Consider the following 17730-nt stretch of genomic DNA (forward strand, 5'->3'; position numbering starts at 1 on the left):
CATAGGAAAAGGAGGAATTTACTATGAAAAAACTATTAACAGTATTAGCACTATTACTTATTGCGCTCTCACTTTTCGCAGCAGGTGCTAAAGAAGAGGCTAAGTCATCTGAGAAGATCGAGCTTACATTCTGGTCCCCATTTACAGGAGGAGATGGTGAATTCTTTGATGCAATGATTGAAGCTTTCAATAATAGCCAGGATGAAATAGTCATGAAGAATGATATGGTTAAGTTTGATGACTATTACACAAAGCTTACAACAGCTTTAGCCGCTAAGACAGCTCCAGATGTAATCGTAGTACACCAGGGTAATATGCCTAACTACGTAAATGGCTCATTATTAGCTCTTGATGACCTCGTTTCAAAGGATATTTTAGATGACTTCCAGAGTGCTCCACTTGATGCATGCCGCTTTAATGGTAAGCTCTACAGTCTTCCTCTCGATGTACATCCAATCGTAATGTACTACAATACAGATATCCTTAAGGAAGCTGGAATTACAAAGCTTCCTCAGAGTGCAGAGGAGTTCTTAGCAGCAGCTAAGCAGGTTAAGGAAAAGACAGGTAAGTGGGGTCTTGGTATCGATAATACAACAGGTACATATAAGGCTTACACACTTACAAGATTATTCTTCTCTATGATCGCACAGCAGGGTGGTTCATTCCTAAATAGCGATAACACAAAGGCTAACTTCAATAATGAAATGGGTGTTAAGGCTCTTGATTTCTTGAAAGAAGCAGTAGCAATGGGTGTTAATCCTAATGAGCTCGACTATGATGCAGCTATGAATATGTTCAAGCTTGGTGAGGTTGCATTCTACTTCAACGGTGTATGGGCAACAGGTACTCTCGAGCAGACAGCAGGCCTTAATTTCAAGGCTTCTCCACTTCCAGCATTCTTTAATGATGGTTCATGTTGGGCAGGCTCACATACTCTAGCTATCCCAGTACAGAAGAACCAGGATCCAGCTAAGGTAGAGGCAGCTATTAAGTTCATCGATTGGATGACAGCTAATGGTGAATTATGGGCTAAGGCAGGTCATATCCCTACTAGAAAGAGCGTTGCAGAAAAGGATTCCTTCAAGGCACTTCCTTACAGATCAGATTATGTAGCTGCAGCAGCAGTAGCTCTACCAACTCCTAGCACACCAGCATGGGATGAGGTATATGGAACATCTTCAGATATGCTTGAAGCAGCAGTAACTAAGAACCAAGATTCTAAGAGTGCTTTAGCTGCAATGGAAAAGAAGGTCAACGAAATAATCGCATCTTATTAATTGCTAATAGCCTGACCTCAACTGGTCAGGCTTTTTACCCAAAGTAAGCAGGTCTTTGGGCAAAAAGGAGGAGCTATGGGAATACCTGGTAATAAGGATTTAAGGGATGGAATTTTATTTTCGCTTCCATTCATGATAATCTTTGCACTCTTCATGATTTTCCCTCTTGTTTTCGGCTTAATAATTAGCTTTTATAAGTGGGATATCCTATCTAGTCCAAGCTTTATTGGACTTAAGAACTATTTAGATTTATTTAAGGATGAGAAGTTCTACTCATCTCTTTGGCATACATTAGAGTTTGTATTAATTACAACACCTGTTTTGCTTTTCCTTGGCTTTGTAATGGCTTTGATGGTTACCGGTAAAAGTCCATTAAAGGGCTTAATGGAGACTGTTTTCTTTGTCCCTTACATCTTTTCTATGACTGTAGTATCAACACTATGGGCATGGCTAATGCAAAAGGATTTTGGCTTTTTCAACCAAGTTATAAAGCTATGTGGAGGAACGGGAGTAAGCTGGCTTACTAGTGAGAAGAATGCTATGTGGTCTGTTTCTCTTGCAACCTTTTGGTGGACAGCTGGCTTTAACATGGTTTTATTTACTGCAGGTATAAAGCAAATTTCAAAGGAAATTTATGAAAGTGCTGTAGTAGATGGAGCATCATATTTACAGCAGGTATTTCATATTACAATTCCACTTGTTTCCTCAACAACCGTTCTTTGTTTAATCCTACAGGTAATAGCTTCCTTCAATGTCTTTGGACAGGTTTATGTAATGACTGGTGGTGGTCCTGCGGGCTCGACTAGAGTATTAGTTCAATACATTTATGAAGCAGGCTTTAAGTATTTTAAGATGGGCTATAGTGCTGCGATGAGCTACATATTGTTCTTAATCATCATGATAATTTCAGTATTACAATATGTACTTTTAGGTAAAAAGAAGGATTAGCGATGGAAAACAAGGATTATAAAACAATTAAACGTGTACGTTGGACGATCACTCGTGTTCTTGAGCTTTTATTGGTATTAGCTTGGATTTTCCCTCTTGTTTGGATGGTTATTACCTCCTTAAAGCTTGAGAGCGAGGTTGTAACTAGAGAGTTTACCTTTTTACCTTCTAATCCAACACTAGCAAACTATATTAAGGCCTTTACCTCAACCTATATATTAAAGTGGCTATTAAACTCTCTATATATAAGTACCTTCACAATGGTTTTAACAATTGCAGTAGATGCTCCAATTGCATATGCTCTTGCTAAAATCCATTTTAAAGGTCGTGAGGTTCTGTTTTGGTTAGTAATGGCTGGTATGATGGTTCCGTTCCAGGTTTTAATCGTACCTCTCTATCAGCAATTTAACTCCTATGGAATGATAAATAGCTTAGCCGCTGCTGCTCTTCCTAGAGTCGCATTACCTATTGGAATATTTATTTTAAAGCAGTTCTTTGAAGGAATTCCAGATGCTCTAGAAGAGGCTGCCTTTATCGATGGTGCAAATAGATTTACTATCTTTGCTAGAATAATCCTTCCTTTAGGAAAGGCTGCTATTACTACCGTTGTAATACTTTCCTTTATTAATGCATGGAATGACTTTTTATGGCCTTTAATCATCATTAATGATTCAGTTAAGTATACTATTACAGTAGGAATTGCAAATTTCCAGGGTACACATGGAACGCAATATTCCCTTATAATGGCAGGTGCAGTAGTTGCATCTCTTCCTCAATTGATTTTCTTCCTAATCTTTAGGAGAAAGATTATTGATGGTATCGCAATGACAGGTATCAAAGGGTAATCTATGGAGTTAAAGGCTTACATTGAATATGAGAAAAGAACTATAGAGGGTCATTGGAAAGATGGTGGCACTATAGTTTTTGAGGATATTGCCGAGCTAGATATTAAGGAGCACGGGGATAGCATCGAAGCGTGCTATAAAATTAATAGAGATGGAAGCTTTAGATTCTTCTTAACATTTATTTCCTCTGATCCTTTATCTCATGTCTTTATACCAAGTGTTTGGTATAGGGGTAATAATAATGGTGAGGGCTTATTTCCAAAGGAAAGTAAAGCAACCTTTTGGAGCTTTTTAGAAACAAGAATGAGTCTTCCTGGTTTCATCATATTCATAACAGCTAATGGCCATTTAAAAAGCTCTATTGAGAGCTCGCGCGATGAGAGGTTTGTCTCAGCTGTTTCATGGTTTGAGCATGGCATTACATATTCTATTCCTGGAAAAGAAGGACCATATAGCTATAGAGGAAAAACAGCCTTAGTAGATACTTCTTTGGATGAGTGCTTTATCACTCTTAATAAGGGAGATAGCTTTTCTAGAAGGTTCTATATATCAAGTGGTCCTGAAAAGGATGAGCTAAAGATTTATGAGTCTTATGTAAGAGCTATTATTAATCCTAACTTAGACTGTGATTTAATTTCATGGCATGATTACTATGAGTCGAAGCTAACAAGACTACTTAATCTAACTCATATCGATGAATGTGGAAACGCATATATCAAGATGGGTGAGGATAATGGTAAGGAACAAAGTGTATATGAATATACCTCTGCATCCTTTTTGGTTAAGTCTGTTGAAGCTGCTACAGCCTTTGCTTCAATAAATAGCTTTTCAACTAGTAATGTTCACCTTCAAAGCGCACTTGATAGAATAAAAAAGCTCTTTGGAACTAATGATTTAAAGGTTCTTGCAAAAAGAATTGGAGACCACTTCCTAGCTGCTGAAACCTATCCTGGAGTATTTCAGGATTGTGAAAGTCTTATAAGCGGTGAAAGAGGAGGCTATTTAGGTATTGGCGAGCATCCTGAGTTTATGTATTTAGTAAATTCTAGATGCTGTGGCGAAGCAATGTGTAGCTATATTAAGCTCTATTCGATATTAAAAGAGGAAAAGTATCTTGCCTTAGCTAAAAGAGTCGCTAATTTCTTTATTACTAACCAGCTTGATAATGGAAGCTATGGTAGATGGTGGGATAAGAATGGAAATAGTATTTCTGCAAGTGGAACTAATGGTGCTTATATCGCTGTCTTTCTAATTAAGCTTTTAAATTATTTAGAGGACGATGAAAAAATAAGAGTAAAGGAGTCTATCGATAGAGCATTAGCTTATTACCAGGCTATGGCAGCTAATGGTGATTTCTTTGGTGATACTCTCGATGCAGATAGCGCAGATAAGGAAGCGGGTGTTAGCTTACTCTCTCTATTTTTAGAGGCTATGGAGAGCTTTGGTATTAATTCAAAGCTATTAAATAGTGCAAAATATGCAGCAAGCTTTATAATAACTTGGGTATGGCATAAAAATAGCTTTATTCCAAGAAATTCAAAGCTTGGACAAACTGGCTTTATGACAAAGGGTATGACTAGCGTATCTATTGCTCACCACCATTTAGATTTCTATGGAATGCTAATTGCTAAGGATTTTTTAAGATTGTATAAAATTACAAATGATACATTCTACCGTGATGAGAGTCTTATGATGCTATCTGCATGTAGACAGCTTATTGATTTAGGTCCTGGTGATTTACAAAGAAATATTTATGGCTACCAGCCTGAGCAAATTAACCATACTGCTTGGGATTATTTTTCAAGAGAGGATCATATGAATGGTACATATGATATCGATATAGCTTGGAATAATGTATTAGGCTTAAGTTCTTATTTATATATTAAGGAAAACTTTCCGGAGGCATTAATTTGAGAATAAGTATAGCTTCATTAAATTTGTGGAATACAGAGCATCTAGAGAAACGTCTTCCAGCCTTAAGAAGCTTTTTATCTACATATGATGCAGATATATTTCTATTTCAAGAGATTAGAGATGAATTAATTGATGAGTTTAAAGATGTTCTTAAGGAGCACGATTACATCATAGGCGATGACTTAGGGTGGAGACAGGAGAGTAATATCTTTTATAAGAGAGATATGTTTACTCTTCTTGACTTTGGTCGTATCGATCTTGATATGCCGGAGAAGGATCGAGGAGTCTTTTGGGTAAAGCTTCAAGATAAAAGAGATAATAAGGTTTTCTTTGCTTCAACTATACATTTAACCTGGCAGGGTAATGCAGATGAGGTTAGAACTGGGCTTCCTTATAGACATAGAGAAGCCCACGATATAGTAAAAAAATTTCCTCCAATATTTAAAGATAATCCTGTGTTTATAGCGGGAGATTTTAATGATCCACTTCATCCTGGAAGAATATTGTCTGAGGCGGGCTTTAAGGATGTTTTTACACTTCTTCATGAGCCACACCCTTTAACATTCCCATGCTTAGGACTTACAGATGAGGAGTACCTTGCAGAGGGTATTGATAAGCTTATGGTAATTGGCTTTAAGCCATTGATGGCATGCTCACCTCATTTTTATATTCCGGATAGTACTCTTTCTGACCACTATCCATTAGTAGCAATGCTTGAGCTATAAAAGGACTTTAAGATGATATATGATTCAATCGTTATAGGTGGTGGAGTTGTAGGCGCTTCCATCGCTAGATATTTATCACTATATGATATTTCTGTCGCACTATTAGAGAAAAATAGTGATCTATGTACAGGCACTAGTAAAGCAAATAGTGGTATTGCCCATGCGGGCTATGACCCTATCCCGGGGACTTTGAAGGCCAAGCTGAATGTACGTGGTAACCAGCTACTTAGAGAGCTTGCTCCCCAGCTAGGTATAGATTTAAAGAATAATATGGCAATGGTTTTATCCTTTAATAGGGATGATGAGCTTAAAATGCTATATGAAAGAGGACTTAAAAATGGAGTTAGCGGCATGAGAATTATTTCTCATGATGAGGTATTAGCTCTTGAACCAAATATTAATAGTGAGGTTACTGCTGCTCTTTTATTGACTACCAGCTGTATTGTTTGTCCTTTCTCTCTCACCTATGCAATGGGTGAAAATGCAGAGGCTAATGGTGCAAAGCTTTTAATGGAGCAAGAGGTTATCGATATTAAAAAATGTGATAACTACTTTATCATTAAGACAAAGTGTGATGAATTTAAGGCTTTAACAGTAATTAACGCTGCAGGAGTATTTGCAGATAAAATAAATGATATGGTTGCTCCTCATACCTTTGATATCAAAGTAAAGAGTGGTGAGTATGTTCTTCTTGATCGCTCTGAGGGTGGCTTAGTTAATTCAACAATATTCCAGCTACCAACAAAAGAGGGTAAGGGTGTTTTAGTAACTCCTACATATCATAATAATATTTTAGTTGGACCTGACAGTGTCTTAAGAGATGATAGAAATGATAATGCTACATATGCTGATGGCCTTGAAAAGGTAATGGAGAGTGCTAAGAAGAGTGTTAGTAATATAAATTATCGTAGTATTATTACTTCCTTTGCAGGTCTTAGAGCTAGCACAGCTTCTGGTGATTTTATAATCAACGAACCAGTAGATGGCTTCTTTAATGCTGCTGGTATTGATTCTCCTGGACTTACCTCTGCTCCTGCAATTGGAGAGTATATTTCAGATATAGTTTCAAAGCACTTAGGTAGAAAAAAGAAAGCTAATCCTATTTTAAATAGAGAAGCTATTGCTAGACCTTCAGTCTTAAATAGAGATGAGCGAAATGCTTTAATTCAAAAGGACCCAAGATATGGCAATATTATTTGTCGCTGCGAAGAGATTTCTGAGGGTGAGATAGTAGAGGCTATAAAGAGAGGTGGTACAACACTAGATGGAGTAAAACGTAGAGTTAGAGCTGGTATGGGTCGCTGTCAAGGAGGCTTTTGCTCTGTTAAGGTGTTAGAGCTTATTGCTCGTGAGTGTGGCTGTAGGATGGAAGATGTAAGAAAGAACGAAAAGGGTTCTGAGGTGATCCTATGAAGGAGGTTGTAATCATAGGGGGTGGAGCTGCAGGACTTGCCGCTGCAATAGCGTGCTATGATGCAGGTCTAAAAGATATTTTAGTAATAGAGCGGTCCCAATTCTTAGGTGGTATTTTAAATCAATGTATTCATAATGGCTTTGGTTTACATACCTTTAAGGAGGAGCTAACAGGTCCAGAGTATGCTTCCAGGTTTATAAAGGAGGTTGAAAGGAGAGAAATTAAAGCTCTTACTTCCTCAATGGTAATTGATTTAGAGCCTCATAGAGTTACATATGTAAATAGTACAGAGGGCGTTAACACAATTGAGACTAAGGCAATTATTCTTGCTATGGGATGTAGAGAGCGTCCTAGAGGTGCATTAAACATTCCAGGCTTTAGACCTGCTGGAATATTTTCAGCAGGAACTGCTCAGCGTCTTATGAATATTGAGGGATATTTAGTAGGTAAGAGAGTAGTTATATTAGGCTCTGGTGATATCGGTTTAATTATGGCTAGGCGAATGACCTTGGAGGGAGCTAAGGTTTTAGCTGTTGCAGAGCTTATGCCTTATTCAGGAGGCTTAAAAAGAAATATCGTCCAATGCTTAGATGATTTTAATATTCCTCTACTGCTGTCACACACTGTAGTAAATATCGAGGGAAAAGAAAGAGTTGAGGCAGTTACTATTGCTAAGGTTGATAGCTCTAGAAAGCCAATAAAGGGTACAGAAAAGCGCTTTGAGTGTGATACTCTTCTTTTATCTGTTGGCTTACTTCCTGAAAATGAGTTATCAAAGAAGGCTGGGCTTACTCTTTCACCTGTTACAGGAGGGCCTATAGTTGATAATAGCTTTAGCGCAGGTGATGGAATATTTGCTTGTGGTAATGTCCTACATGTACATGACCTTGTAGATTATGTATCTGAGGAAGCAGCTTTAGCTGGCTCACAAGCAGCAAAATATGTTAAAGAAGGCTTTAAAGAAAAGGAATATATTAAAGTCTCAACTGGCTTTGGCGTTAGATATACAGTACCTCAATATATTCAAAAGGGATGTGAAGATGTAATGCTTCGTTTCCGCGTTACAGATATCTTTAAGGGTTCATCTATAGTAATTTCCAGTAAAGGTAATGTCTTAAAGAAAATTAAGAGGCAGGTGATGTCCCCAGGTGAGATGGAAAGTGTAAAGCTAAATTTTAAAGCAGATGAGGATATATTAGTGGAGGTTGTAAATGAGTAATGTTGAGTTAACATGTATTAACTGTCCACTAGGGTGCCAATTAACAGCTACTGTCGAAAATGGTGCTGTTATTAAAGTTAGTGGAAATAATTGCATAAGAGGAGAGCGCTACGCAAAGAATGAGGTTGTCGCACCTAAAAGGACAGTAACATCAACAGTCAAGGGTGTTGGCTGCAGAGTATGTGTGAAGACAGTTCCTGAGATTCCTAAGGAAAAAATCTTTGCTTGTATGGAAGAAATCCATAAAACTGAAATTACATCTCATGTTCATATTGGAGATGTAATAATAAAGAATATAGCAGGAACTGGTTCTGATTTAGTTGCAACCTCAGAAGGGTAAAAAAATCCTCTCTTTAATATCGAGAGGATTATAAGCTAGATATTTATTGCTTCAGGAATACAATGAAGGTGTAGAGGTAGTAGTGCTTTTACACCTTCAAATATTTTATCTGAGCCACTTAGCTGCATACCTCGATATGCAAAATATGAAGTATATAGATTAAGTAGCTCTGGAGTAATTTGAGATTTATGTAAAGCTGTTGCTGCCATCTTTTTCTCAAAATGATTTGTAATATCGATAAGTGAATTTGGTCTTTGAGTAAAATAAAATAGTACAGAGCTAAGATTTACACTCTTTGTAGCTGTACCTCGTGGATACTCCTTTAAATTAACACTTATAGCAGCTTGTGCTGCTGCTCTTCCAGTCACAATGTGATCATAATGAGCTTCATAGCTATTGAATGGGTCTGGAGCTGCAATTGAATCATAGTTATTTTGTCTGATTATAGTTGCTATTTCTCTAGCAAGTGATGGAACATCATTAAGCTCTCCATCTAGGTGCTCTAAAAAGAAAAACTCCTTAACGCCTAAAAGCTTACCAGCATTTATAGCTTCATTTCTTCTTATTTCCTTTAAATCTCCTTCTATGATACCAATGTCTCCTAGAGAGCCATCTGTTACTGTTAGATAGTCAACCTGTACACCCTTTGATGTAAGATATGAAATAATTCCACCCATACCTATTTCATTATCATCTGGGTGTGGCTGTATACATAATATTTTCTTTATCTCATCAATTTTAGGTGGTTGAAAAAGTGATAATAAAGCTTCTTGACTCATTTTTTCCTCCTTTCAAGCTCCTTAACAATTCTATTGTATTCATCCTCATCAAGCTTATAGTGGTTCTTATAAAGTGTGTAGGAGAGTGTCATTAAAATTGCAGGAAGGATACACATAACACATAATAGTCCTAAGGTTTGGAAGCTAGTAATTCCAGCTAATACATCCTTTATAGATGAAAGCTTTTCTGCTTCTGTAATTATTCCTAAATTAGTTTGCTGCTCAAAGGATGAGATTTTATTTGTTACATCGGTAATACCAAAGATAATATAGCTAAGAGATGTAAGCATTACTACAATTGCAGAGGAAAGCTTTGTTAAAAATGGTCTAAGAGAAGCAATTATTGCTTCATCACGATTTCCATTTTTATATTCGTTATATTCAACTGTATTGATGATAGAGATCATCATAATTAGGTAATAAGCATATTGTCCTAAATTAGTGAACATATAGGAAATAGTAATAACCCAGAACTTTAATGTAGAGTTAGGCATGAATATACCTGAGAGCAATAAAATAACATAGAATACTAATGACATTATAAGCATATATGCCATGAGCTTCTTTCTCTTTATTGCTTTAGAAATTGCAGGATAGAATACCATTAAAAATGCTGTTGCTAATACACCAATAGTGCTAAATAGTGAGTATAGCCCGCCCTCATAGCCAAATGCAAAGTAGATATATGTACTTCCTAAGCCACCTAAAATTAGGTTTAATCCAATTTGCTGGATTAAGAAAATTATTGATACCCATATAAGCTGGTCATTCTTTAATATAGTATTAATAATCTTTTTAAAGCTTACCTTAGGTACTACCTCATTCATATATGAGCGATCTTCTTTAACTCCTAATATAGTAAAGGCTAAAAATATTGGTCCTAGGATTGCAAAGAGTAGTGCTACGTAGCTATATGCAGCTTGCGCATTTCCTCCAAGAGTCATAGAGCCAGTTGTTAGCATTGGAATTAGCATTCCTGCAATAGTTGAGCCAACACCAGCAAAGAGTGTTGCTCTTGAAGTAAACTGGTCTCTTGAATGGCTATCACTTCCGAGGGAAGGTACCATACCCCAATATGCGATATCATGCATTGTGTAGGTTATTGAATATAAAAAATATATTACACCAAAGAAAACTACAAACGCCCATCCCTGTAAGCGAACTGAGAAAGCAAGATATACAACAATACTAGTTGTAATTATTCCAATTGATAGCCATGGCTTGTATTTACCCCAAACCGTTCTAGTTCTTTCAATAATATTACCCATTAATGGATCGTTTAACGCATCAAATACTCTTGCAAGAACCATTATTACAGTAATAGCCATCAGCTGGGTAGGTGTTAGCTGTCTAGTAAATAATACATATAAAAGTATGTAATTAGTAAACAGTTGATAAAGCATATCTCTACCAACTGTTCCAAGAGGGAAGAACCATAGATTCTTCTTAAGTGTTTTATCTTTAGTCATAAATTATTTTTACGTTACTAAAGATTACAAGTCAAGAAAGTTTATTATTAAAACACACTCTTAAATGATATTCCTCCTCCTAATATATTTGCTTGAGAATTCTTTATATAAAAACCTGAAACCTCTAGCTTTACATGTTCTGTGATATTAAAGGTTAGAGATGGACTTAATTCTAATATAACATCTCCTTTATCAGAGAATTTATTTTCCAACGCAATATAGAGAGTTAGTCTTTCATTAGGTGCGAGCGATAGTGCAGTGAACGCTTTATATTGTTTATTGTAGAAATCAGCATCACCAGCAAGATATAATCCTAAGCTCATCGAAGAAAGCTCACCTTCTATAGAGTAGAGCTTTGTTATATTAATTGCAGCTCTTATATCATTTGAGCTTCTAAGCTTACTCTCTATTCCCATAGTCACGTCAAAATAGATTGCAAGATCAAGAGCCGCTGCAAGAGAAGTGACCTTATCTTCATTATAGGAAGCAAAAGCTACAATGGACTTAATTGTCTTAGAGTCAAAGCTTTTCTTAAGCTTTGCTCCGATAGCAAGCTTTTCTGTATTTTTTATAGTTGAGCCAAATTGGTCAAATTTAACTTCATATGGTAATGGTAGAGATATTGCTACATCTAAATTAAAGCCACCACCTAAGCTCTGTGCTGCTGAAATAAGGTAAATATCTCTATCATAGGAGACACCAGCTTTTTGGTTTTTAGACATTCCATCTAATAATACATCACCAATTCTATAGTAAGAGCCAAGTCCCCATGAAATTGGAGAGCGACCAACTGTTATTGTCATTTTCTTATTATTAAATGAAGGTAGGCGAAAACGGATATCAGCTCTCTTGAGTGTAAGAGTAAAAGTGGTGATATCTCTTATATTAGTTAAATTAAGCTCACCTCTAAGCTCACCCTTAAGTTGCTGATTTGAAAATGTATAATATGGAGTAACAGATGCAGTAAAACTGCTTGCTAGACTTGAATTATATACTTTTGTTAATAAACTAGAAACATTTAATTCTGCTCCAGAAGCAAATAAAACAAGCGATAATGAAATTAAAATTAAAGTTAAAATTAGCTTTTTTACCATGCGAAATCATCCTTATCAAGGAGAGAAGAATCTAGTTTTTTATTAAAGACAATATTAGTAACTTTCATCTCACTTTTGTTTGTTTTTTTTACAGCATTTTCAGTTTTTACCTCTGTTGGGAAATAAGGCTTAGTTGAATATCCATCGTAATAAATTGTCTTTAAAAGCTTACCGCTCTTTGAGAATAGTCTCTCGACGATAGGAACATATCGATTTTTATCTATTAGCATTTCCATCCTTTGATATGTCTCTGAGAGCTTCTTTGCAGTGAATTTAATAACATAGCAATCGATACCATTATAGGTTTCGCTACCAGCTAGCTTATAGTTATATCTATCGTCGTAGTCATCATCACCACTTAAATCCTCATATGAGAAATCTGAACCTAGGAATGAGTTTGATAGTCCTGAGCCAGAAAGTCTAATTATCTCATCTGCATCTGGGTAGTAAATATAAATATTATCATCTAGACGAAGTATCTTCTGTCCTTTATCCATTCCAGAGGTAACTGTTAATAGTGTATCTCCATCATCATTCTGAATTGCATTAAAGGTTTGAGTAGTACTACCTAGTTTGTCTGTATTCTTTATTGTAGCAGTAAACGATAGAGTCTCAAATTCCATTACATCTTCCATCTTATCGATGATTTGCTCTGCATTAAGTGCCCAAATTTGTGCTAGTGAAAAGATTGCAATTATTAATAAAACAATAAGCTTTTTCATGCTTCCTCCCTTAAAGAACTAGCTACCTCAAGCTTTCTTACTCTCATTGTAGCAAGTATAGTTGCAATTGCAGAAATAGCCATCTCTGCAATGATAACTGCTGGATAGATCCAAGCAGCTAAGTGTGTATAAAGAATATTTGGAAAGCCCCAGCCTTCAACTGCTTCAATTCCAAAGCCAGTTAAATCAATACCAACTACTCCAAATATATCTATTAGAATTATACTTCCTATTGCTGAAATAGTCGATGCTATAAAAGAAATTATTAAGCCCTCGATAACTAATAATATCATTATATACCTTCTTGAAAAACCGATAGCAATCATAGTTGCAAGCTCCTTCTTCCTTTCAAGAGTAGACATCATCATAGTATTAAATACTAGTGTTGAAGCAATAAAGAAGAATAGTGCGTCAATAATGATAATCATTATGTCATATAGAGGCAGTACTGGAGCTATCCAAGAAATTTCACTCCAGCTTTGTACATCTAATTCTCTATCACTTAATAGTTCCTTTAGCTTAGCTAATTCACTTTCTTCATCTACACCCTCATTTAGCCAAAGATGTAGCTCAAGTGCACCATCATTAATCCTTATTAATGGTGCTAGTGCATCTGATGTAGTAATTAGAAGATTTCCATTCATCTCTGAATTGAGGTATCCCACAACACCTACTATTTTAAATGTAGCTGCATTAGTACCACCTGATGCAGTCTTAAATAAACATGTAACGCTGTCCCCAAGTGATAAACTATGTTGCTTGAGAAATATTGGAGTTGCCATTACCTCTCTTGCTCCATTTTCTACAAAGCGTCCCTCATATAGAATTGTGTCCTCATTAATATAGACAGAACCAATATCAGCACCATATATTGCCATATTCTCAAGCTTTCCATCTCGATAAAGAGAAGAAGAGAGAGATAATACTGACTCTACACTCTTTATAGTACTTCTATTTAGTAATTCAGCTCTCAGCTCTGAGTAATTCTCTATATAAAACTGAATTGGCATTAGGGACTCAAATTCATTGTACTTTTTATTTCTAATCCTAATATCACCTGTTGTATATTTTCTTTCATTTTCTGCTAGCTGGTCAAAGCAGGAGTACATAAATGACATAATTAGAAGTACAACAAAAACAGCAAGAATTACAGAAAGTCCAGTTACTATAGTTCTTTTTTTGTTTCTTAAGCAGTTTCTTAGTGCTAGCTTTATCATTACATCCTCCTGAATAAATCAGCAATTTCTTCCTTACCAGTTTTATAAACAGGGAAGAATGCTGAGAGACTAGAAAGAAGCACTGCAAGAATTGGAATAAATACAAAGGATTGCCAGAAAAGAGTAGGTCTTAGTATTAAAGGCATTCTATATCCAATATCCATTTCTTCAGAAAGTAAGGCTGTGAAGTCAAGTCCATATTTTGAGAGAGGTATCATTACAAATAAGGCTAAGAGAGCACCAATTAAAGCTCCTATAATTCCAGTTAATGTTCCCTCTAGGACAAATAGTGAGACAATTGACCTTCTTGAAAAGCCTAGAGCACGAAGCATTGCATTTTCTTTTCTTCTCTCCATTACAGCCATTATCATTGTATTTGAAATACCAGCGGCAGCAATGATAAATAAAAATAGAAGCATTATAAAGGAGCTACCCTTATCACCATTCATTATAGCGATAATATCCTCATTAACCTCCTCGTAGTATTTTGCATCAAGCTCAGGCCCAATAATTTTTTGTACCTTATCTGCTAGCTTTTTAGATGCAACAGAAGGCATTCCATCTGATACTGCAATTTCAGTTGCTCCACCCTTAAGTAATAGATAGCTATCTAGATCTGAGAGATTTACAAAGACCTGAGACATGTTAACCTGTGGGTCTTCGGAGTTAATAATTCCTCCAACCTCTAAATCTAGTGTCTCAGCAAAGCCCATAGCTCCTGTTGTTGATAGCGTAACTATATCTCCAACCTTTAGATTAAGCTTTTCTGCAATCTTAGAGCCAAGTATTATCTCATCTTCATTTTCAAACCATGAGCCATCACAGAGGCTTTCTGAGATTCTAAATACATTCTTATCTCTTTCTTTATCTACTCCGACTAATATTACATTTAAGTAAAATTCACTCTCTTCCTCTTCGCTATATGTAATTAGCTCTGAAATTGCTTTATACCTGGGAGTATTAGGAAGCTCTGCTTTATCAAGCCTTTCTGAGGCCTCTTGCAATAAATCACCTGAAATAAAAATATCTGATGGATACTCATCTCTTTTTTCAAAATATCCCTTTTGATAGATAGTTACTTCAGAGCTTTCATATGCAATTAAGTTATTAGTAGATATTGTAAACATCCCTCTAACTAGACCATCTACAACAGTAGAAACTAGAACAGATATTAATACTGCTACAATAGTAATAATTGTTCTTGTTTTATACCTTGCGAGGTTCCTGATAGAGAGCTTTAAACTCTTTAGCATTTTTTATCCTCCACAAGCTTTCCATCCTTGAGGATAATTACTCTCTCAACATTCTTAAGTACCTCTTGGTCATGAGAGGAGTAAATAACTGTTATTTTATTTTCATGACTTAGCTTTGATAGAAGAGCTAAAATTAGGAGACTATTTTTACTATCCAAGTTTGCTGTTGGCTCATCTGCTAATAATATTTTAGGCTTTCTTACTATTGCTCTTGCGATAGATACTCTTTGCTGTTGTCCACCAGATAGCTGACCTGGTCGTCTTTCCTCATAGCCTTCAAGGCCAACTGCCTTTAAAGCCTCTTTTGCAGCAAGCTTTGTATCAGAAATTCCTATTTCAGCAAGCTCCTGCTTACTGAGAGGCTGAAAGGCTAGCTCTACATTCTCTAACGCACTAAGCACAGGAATAAGGTTATAGCTTTGGAAGATAAATCCTAGATTAAGCTTTCTATAATTTGTTTTTTCCTTTTCATTCATTGAAGCGATACTGTGTTCATTAATGATGATATCTCCAGATGTAATATTATCTAGTGTACCTATAAGATTAAGTAATGTAGTTTTTCCTGAACCAGATGCACCTGATATTGCAACTATTTCTCCTTGCTTTATATTCAAGCTTATATCATCTATAGCTCTTACTTCTTCATCACCAGTTTTATATGTTTTCACTAGAGATTTTATTTCTACCATCGATTTACTCCATAAAGACTTACACTTTAGAATTAATAATTAATTGTCGTTTATGACTAATTATAAGGTCAAGTAACGGCATATTAAAATTGTATTAAGCTTTGTAATTATAACTACCTATCGGTAGGTAGTCAATGATGTAAAAGGTATCCTTCAGTCTTTAAATCTAATAAGAGTAAGTTTTCTCTCAAGTGATGCGATTGGAAACAACTACCGTAAATATAATCTTGAAAGAGAAAGAGATATACTTTCTTGGCTAGTATTTTATTGAACTATAGAATTTATAGGTAATTAGTTTTCTTTTTTTGGCTTTACACCAAAGAGATAACGCACTGTAGGATAGAGTAGTGTAGCAATTGCCAAAATCCATGCACCTGGATCACCAAAGCAGAGAGCGATGTATGCACCAACAGAAGCAGAAGAATCTATTGAGCCTCCATTTATGATTGATGGAAGGAATGTACATATCAAAGTTCTTGCTACTAGTTCGGCACACCCAGCAAGTAGAGTAAACTCTGCATGACCTACACCCTGAACACCAGAGCGAAAAACATACAGGAGCATCAAGAGAAAATACATTGCTAAATCAACATAAAGATATAGATTTCCGTAGTGTATAGATGATTGTGAAATCTTATCTGAGCTCATGAATACATATTGATATGCGCCATTTATTGTCATAAGCATTCCAATACCACAAAGAATCAAACACATGATAGTACCAATCATAAGGCTTTTCACAGTTCCTCGTCTGATTCTATCTTGCCTTCCAGCTCCTAAGTTCTGTGCATTAAAGCTTACAATTGCTGTGCCTAGTGCACTTAGAGGACACATTAAAAAGTAGTTTAGCTTATTGGCAGCTCCAAATCCATTTTGTGCAGGATTACTAGTGACCATAACTCCATCTAATCCAAGATCAAAGCTTACAAGAGAACGTTGCATTACTATGATTCCGATAGCAAGCATAGAAAACTGAAGTCCCATTGGAATTCCCTGCTTCAGATGCTTTATATAGAGAGAAATGTCAAAACGAAAATCCTTTTTTGTTAGATGAAGTTCAGGATATTTTCTAAATGCATATATGAGGCACATGATAGCACTTATAGCCTGTGCAACTGCTGTTGCAGCTGCAGCTCCTATTACTCCAAGATGAAAAACTATGATGAAAAGTAAATCTAGGACGATATTTAGTACAGTAGAAAAGAGAAGAAAGATAAGAGGTGTTTCTGAATCTCCAAGACTTCTGAGTACTGAACATATTAGGTTGTAATAAAACTGAGCGAAAATACCTATAAAAATAACTATTGAATATTGGTATGCTGCCTTCCATACACCAGGATTTGTCTCAGAGAGCCCGATAAATCGAAGTAGTGGATCTAAAGTTATTATTGCAATTCCTGTCAGAATAAGTGAGAGTAATGCACCGAGAATTATTTCTGATCCAAAGGATTTTCTGACTCTGCCTTTATCACCATGACCAGCTGCAATAGAGGTCATTACTGAAAAGCCAGCATACATCCCACTGCAAACTGCAGAAATATGTAGAGAATAGGAAAGACATCATTTACACCAGCTATCTCATCAACGCTGAGTGTCTGACCGCAGATTGCGGCATCGCTAATAGTGTATATTTGTTGTAGAAGATAAGAAAAAATGATGGGTAATGAAAATCTGAAAATAACCCATCCCTCATTACCTGAAAGCAAATCAACTGATGATTTTTTGGTGGATTCAAGCATCCTATTCCTCCAATCCAGCGTTGTAAAATATTATTAAAACAATATTTAGTCAATATATAGGGAAAATATCTATTAGTTAAAATTGG

The 17730-nt window shown here is 35.9% G+C and carries 17 protein-coding genes; 8 read left to right on the forward strand and 9 right to left on the reverse strand.

Translation table 11 applies throughout. The annotated features are described in order from the left end of the window. Positions 1-23: 23 nt before the first annotated feature. The 8 genes from FYJ80_RS05255 (at position 24) to FYJ80_RS05290 (ending at position 8682) form a co-directional block, all read left to right on the forward strand. Positions 24-1277 carry an ABC transporter substrate-binding protein gene (locus tag FYJ80_RS05255; protein ID WP_154425153.1) on the forward strand — a complete coding sequence of 418 codons (1254 nt, stop codon included), beginning with the start codon at positions 24-26 and terminating at the stop codon, positions 1275-1277. Positions 1278-1352: 75 nt separating this feature from the next. After that, on the forward strand, positions 1353-2225 hold the full coding sequence (locus FYJ80_RS05260) for a carbohydrate ABC transporter permease (protein ID WP_154425154.1): 873 nt from the start codon (positions 1353-1355) through the stop codon (positions 2223-2225). A 2-nt stretch (positions 2226-2227) separates the two neighbouring features. After that, positions 2228-3070 carry a carbohydrate ABC transporter permease gene (locus FYJ80_RS05265; RefSeq protein WP_154425155.1) on the forward strand — a complete coding sequence of 281 codons (843 nt, stop codon included), beginning with the start codon at positions 2228-2230 and terminating at the stop codon, positions 3068-3070. 3 nt (positions 3071-3073) lie between these two features. After that, positions 3074-4984, forward strand: a complete 1911-nt coding sequence (locus tag FYJ80_RS05270) for a hypothetical protein (protein ID WP_154425156.1) — start codon at positions 3074-3076, stop codon at positions 4982-4984. Further along, complete coding sequence (locus FYJ80_RS05275) at positions 4981-5709, forward strand: endonuclease/exonuclease/phosphatase family protein (protein WP_154425157.1); 729 nt, start codon at positions 4981-4983, stop codon at positions 5707-5709. The genes FYJ80_RS05270 and FYJ80_RS05275 overlap by 4 nt, the downstream gene beginning before the upstream one ends. Positions 5710-5721: 12 nt before the next feature. Beyond that, a complete protein-coding gene (locus tag FYJ80_RS05280; RefSeq protein WP_154425158.1) occupies positions 5722-7122 on the forward strand; it encodes an NAD(P)/FAD-dependent oxidoreductase in 1401 nt (466 codons plus the stop codon). Beyond that, positions 7119-8342 (forward strand): NAD(P)/FAD-dependent oxidoreductase, encoded by a 1224-nt coding sequence (locus FYJ80_RS05285; RefSeq protein WP_154425159.1) that lies wholly within the window; start codon positions 7119-7121, stop codon positions 8340-8342. The genes FYJ80_RS05280 and FYJ80_RS05285 overlap by 4 nt, the downstream gene beginning before the upstream one ends. Beyond that, positions 8335-8682: a DUF1667 domain-containing protein gene (locus FYJ80_RS05290; RefSeq protein ID WP_154425160.1), complete on the forward strand. Its 348-nt coding sequence runs from the start codon at positions 8335-8337 to the stop codon at positions 8680-8682. The genes FYJ80_RS05285 and FYJ80_RS05290 overlap by 8 nt, the downstream gene beginning before the upstream one ends. Positions 8683-8717: 35 nt before the next feature. On the opposite strand, the gene FYJ80_RS05295 is transcribed toward FYJ80_RS05290, so the two are convergent. The 9 genes from FYJ80_RS05295 to FYJ80_RS05335 form a co-directional block, all read right to left on the reverse strand. Next, positions 8718-9461 (reverse strand): PIG-L deacetylase family protein, encoded by a 744-nt coding sequence (locus tag FYJ80_RS05295; protein ID WP_154425161.1) that lies wholly within the window; start codon positions 9459-9461, stop codon positions 8718-8720. Continuing rightward, complete coding sequence (locus tag FYJ80_RS05300; RefSeq protein ID WP_154425162.1) at positions 9458-10930, reverse strand: glycoside-pentoside-hexuronide (GPH):cation symporter; 1473 nt, start codon at positions 10928-10930, stop codon at positions 9458-9460. Before FYJ80_RS05300 ends, FYJ80_RS05295 begins: the two co-directional genes overlap by 4 nt. A 47-nt stretch (positions 10931-10977) precedes the next feature. Further along, positions 10978-12024, reverse strand: a complete 1047-nt coding sequence (locus tag FYJ80_RS05305; protein ID WP_154425163.1) for a hypothetical protein — start codon at positions 12022-12024, stop codon at positions 10978-10980. Continuing rightward, complete coding sequence (locus FYJ80_RS05310) at positions 12018-12746, reverse strand: outer membrane lipoprotein-sorting protein (RefSeq protein ID WP_154425164.1); 729 nt, start codon at positions 12744-12746, stop codon at positions 12018-12020. Before FYJ80_RS05310 ends, FYJ80_RS05305 begins: the two co-directional genes overlap by 7 nt. Beyond that, positions 12743-13963 carry an ABC transporter permease gene (locus FYJ80_RS05315; protein ID WP_154425165.1) on the reverse strand — a complete coding sequence of 407 codons (1221 nt, stop codon included), beginning with the start codon at positions 13961-13963 and terminating at the stop codon, positions 12743-12745. Before FYJ80_RS05315 ends, FYJ80_RS05310 begins: the two co-directional genes overlap by 4 nt. Further along, positions 13963-15216, reverse strand: a complete 1254-nt coding sequence (locus tag FYJ80_RS05320) for an ABC transporter permease (RefSeq protein ID WP_154425166.1) — start codon at positions 15214-15216, stop codon at positions 13963-13965. The genes FYJ80_RS05315 and FYJ80_RS05320 overlap by 1 nt, the downstream gene beginning before the upstream one ends. Beyond that, complete coding sequence (locus tag FYJ80_RS05325) at positions 15210-15905, reverse strand: ABC transporter ATP-binding protein (protein WP_154425167.1); 696 nt, start codon at positions 15903-15905, stop codon at positions 15210-15212. Before FYJ80_RS05325 ends, FYJ80_RS05320 begins: the two co-directional genes overlap by 7 nt. Before the next feature lie 291 nt (positions 15906-16196). Further along, positions 16197-17402, reverse strand: coding sequence for an MATE family efflux transporter (locus FYJ80_RS05330; RefSeq protein ID WP_154425168.1), 1206 nt, complete (start codon positions 17400-17402; stop codon positions 16197-16199). Further along, positions 17402-17644, reverse strand: coding sequence for a hypothetical protein (locus FYJ80_RS05335; RefSeq protein WP_154425169.1), 243 nt, complete (start codon positions 17642-17644; stop codon positions 17402-17404). Before FYJ80_RS05335 ends, FYJ80_RS05330 begins: the two co-directional genes overlap by 1 nt. Positions 17645-17730: the final 86 nt, after the last annotated feature.

This window comes from Bullifex porci (assembly GCF_009695635.1).
In the GTDB taxonomy this organism is placed as follows: Bacteria; Spirochaetota; Spirochaetia; order Sphaerochaetales; family Sphaerochaetaceae; genus Bullifex; species Bullifex porci.

What these genes read in the sequence shown, in the direction of transcription:
- FYJ80_RS05255 (WP_154425153.1), top strand. Translation starts at nt 24, where the DNA reads ATGAAAAAACTATTAACAGTATTAGCACTATTACTTATTGCGCTCTCA.
- FYJ80_RS05260 (WP_154425154.1), top strand. Translation starts at nt 1,353, where the DNA reads ATGGGAATACCTGGTAATAAGGATTTAAGGGATGGAATTTTATTTTCG.
- FYJ80_RS05265 (WP_154425155.1), top strand. Translation starts at nt 2,228, where the DNA reads ATGGAAAACAAGGATTATAAAACAATTAAACGTGTACGTTGGACGATC.
- FYJ80_RS05270 (WP_154425156.1), top strand. Translation starts at nt 3,074, where the DNA reads ATGGAGTTAAAGGCTTACATTGAATATGAGAAAAGAACTATAGAGGGT.
- FYJ80_RS05280 (WP_154425158.1), top strand. Translation starts at nt 5,722, where the DNA reads ATGATATATGATTCAATCGTTATAGGTGGTGGAGTTGTAGGCGCTTCC.
- FYJ80_RS05285 (WP_154425159.1), top strand. Translation starts at nt 7,119, where the DNA reads ATGAAGGAGGTTGTAATCATAGGGGGTGGAGCTGCAGGACTTGCCGCT.
- FYJ80_RS05290 (WP_154425160.1), top strand. Translation starts at nt 8,335, where the DNA reads ATGAGTAATGTTGAGTTAACATGTATTAACTGTCCACTAGGGTGCCAA.
- FYJ80_RS05295 (WP_154425161.1), bottom strand. Translation starts at nt 9,461, where the DNA reads ATGAGTCAAGAAGCTTTATTATCACTTTTTCAACCACCTAAAATTGAT.
- FYJ80_RS05300 (WP_154425162.1), bottom strand. Translation starts at nt 10,930, where the DNA reads ATGACTAAAGATAAAACACTTAAGAAGAATCTATGGTTCTTCCCTCTT.
- FYJ80_RS05305 (WP_154425163.1), bottom strand. Translation starts at nt 12,024, where the DNA reads ATGGTAAAAAAGCTAATTTTAACTTTAATTTTAATTTCATTATCGCTT.
- FYJ80_RS05310 (WP_154425164.1), bottom strand. Translation starts at nt 12,746, where the DNA reads ATGAAAAAGCTTATTGTTTTATTAATAATTGCAATCTTTTCACTAGCA.
- FYJ80_RS05315 (WP_154425165.1), bottom strand. Translation starts at nt 13,963, where the DNA reads ATGATAAAGCTAGCACTAAGAAACTGCTTAAGAAACAAAAAAAGAACT.
- FYJ80_RS05320 (WP_154425166.1), bottom strand. Translation starts at nt 15,216, where the DNA reads ATGCTAAAGAGTTTAAAGCTCTCTATCAGGAACCTCGCAAGGTATAAA.
- FYJ80_RS05325 (WP_154425167.1), bottom strand. Translation starts at nt 15,905, where the DNA reads ATGGTAGAAATAAAATCTCTAGTGAAAACATATAAAACTGGTGATGAA.
- FYJ80_RS05330 (WP_154425168.1), bottom strand. Translation starts at nt 17,402, where the DNA reads ATGACCTCTATTGCAGCTGGTCATGGTGATAAAGGCAGAGTCAGAAAA.
- FYJ80_RS05335 (WP_154425169.1), bottom strand. Translation starts at nt 17,644, where the DNA reads ATGCTTGAATCCACCAAAAAATCATCAGTTGATTTGCTTTCAGGTAAT.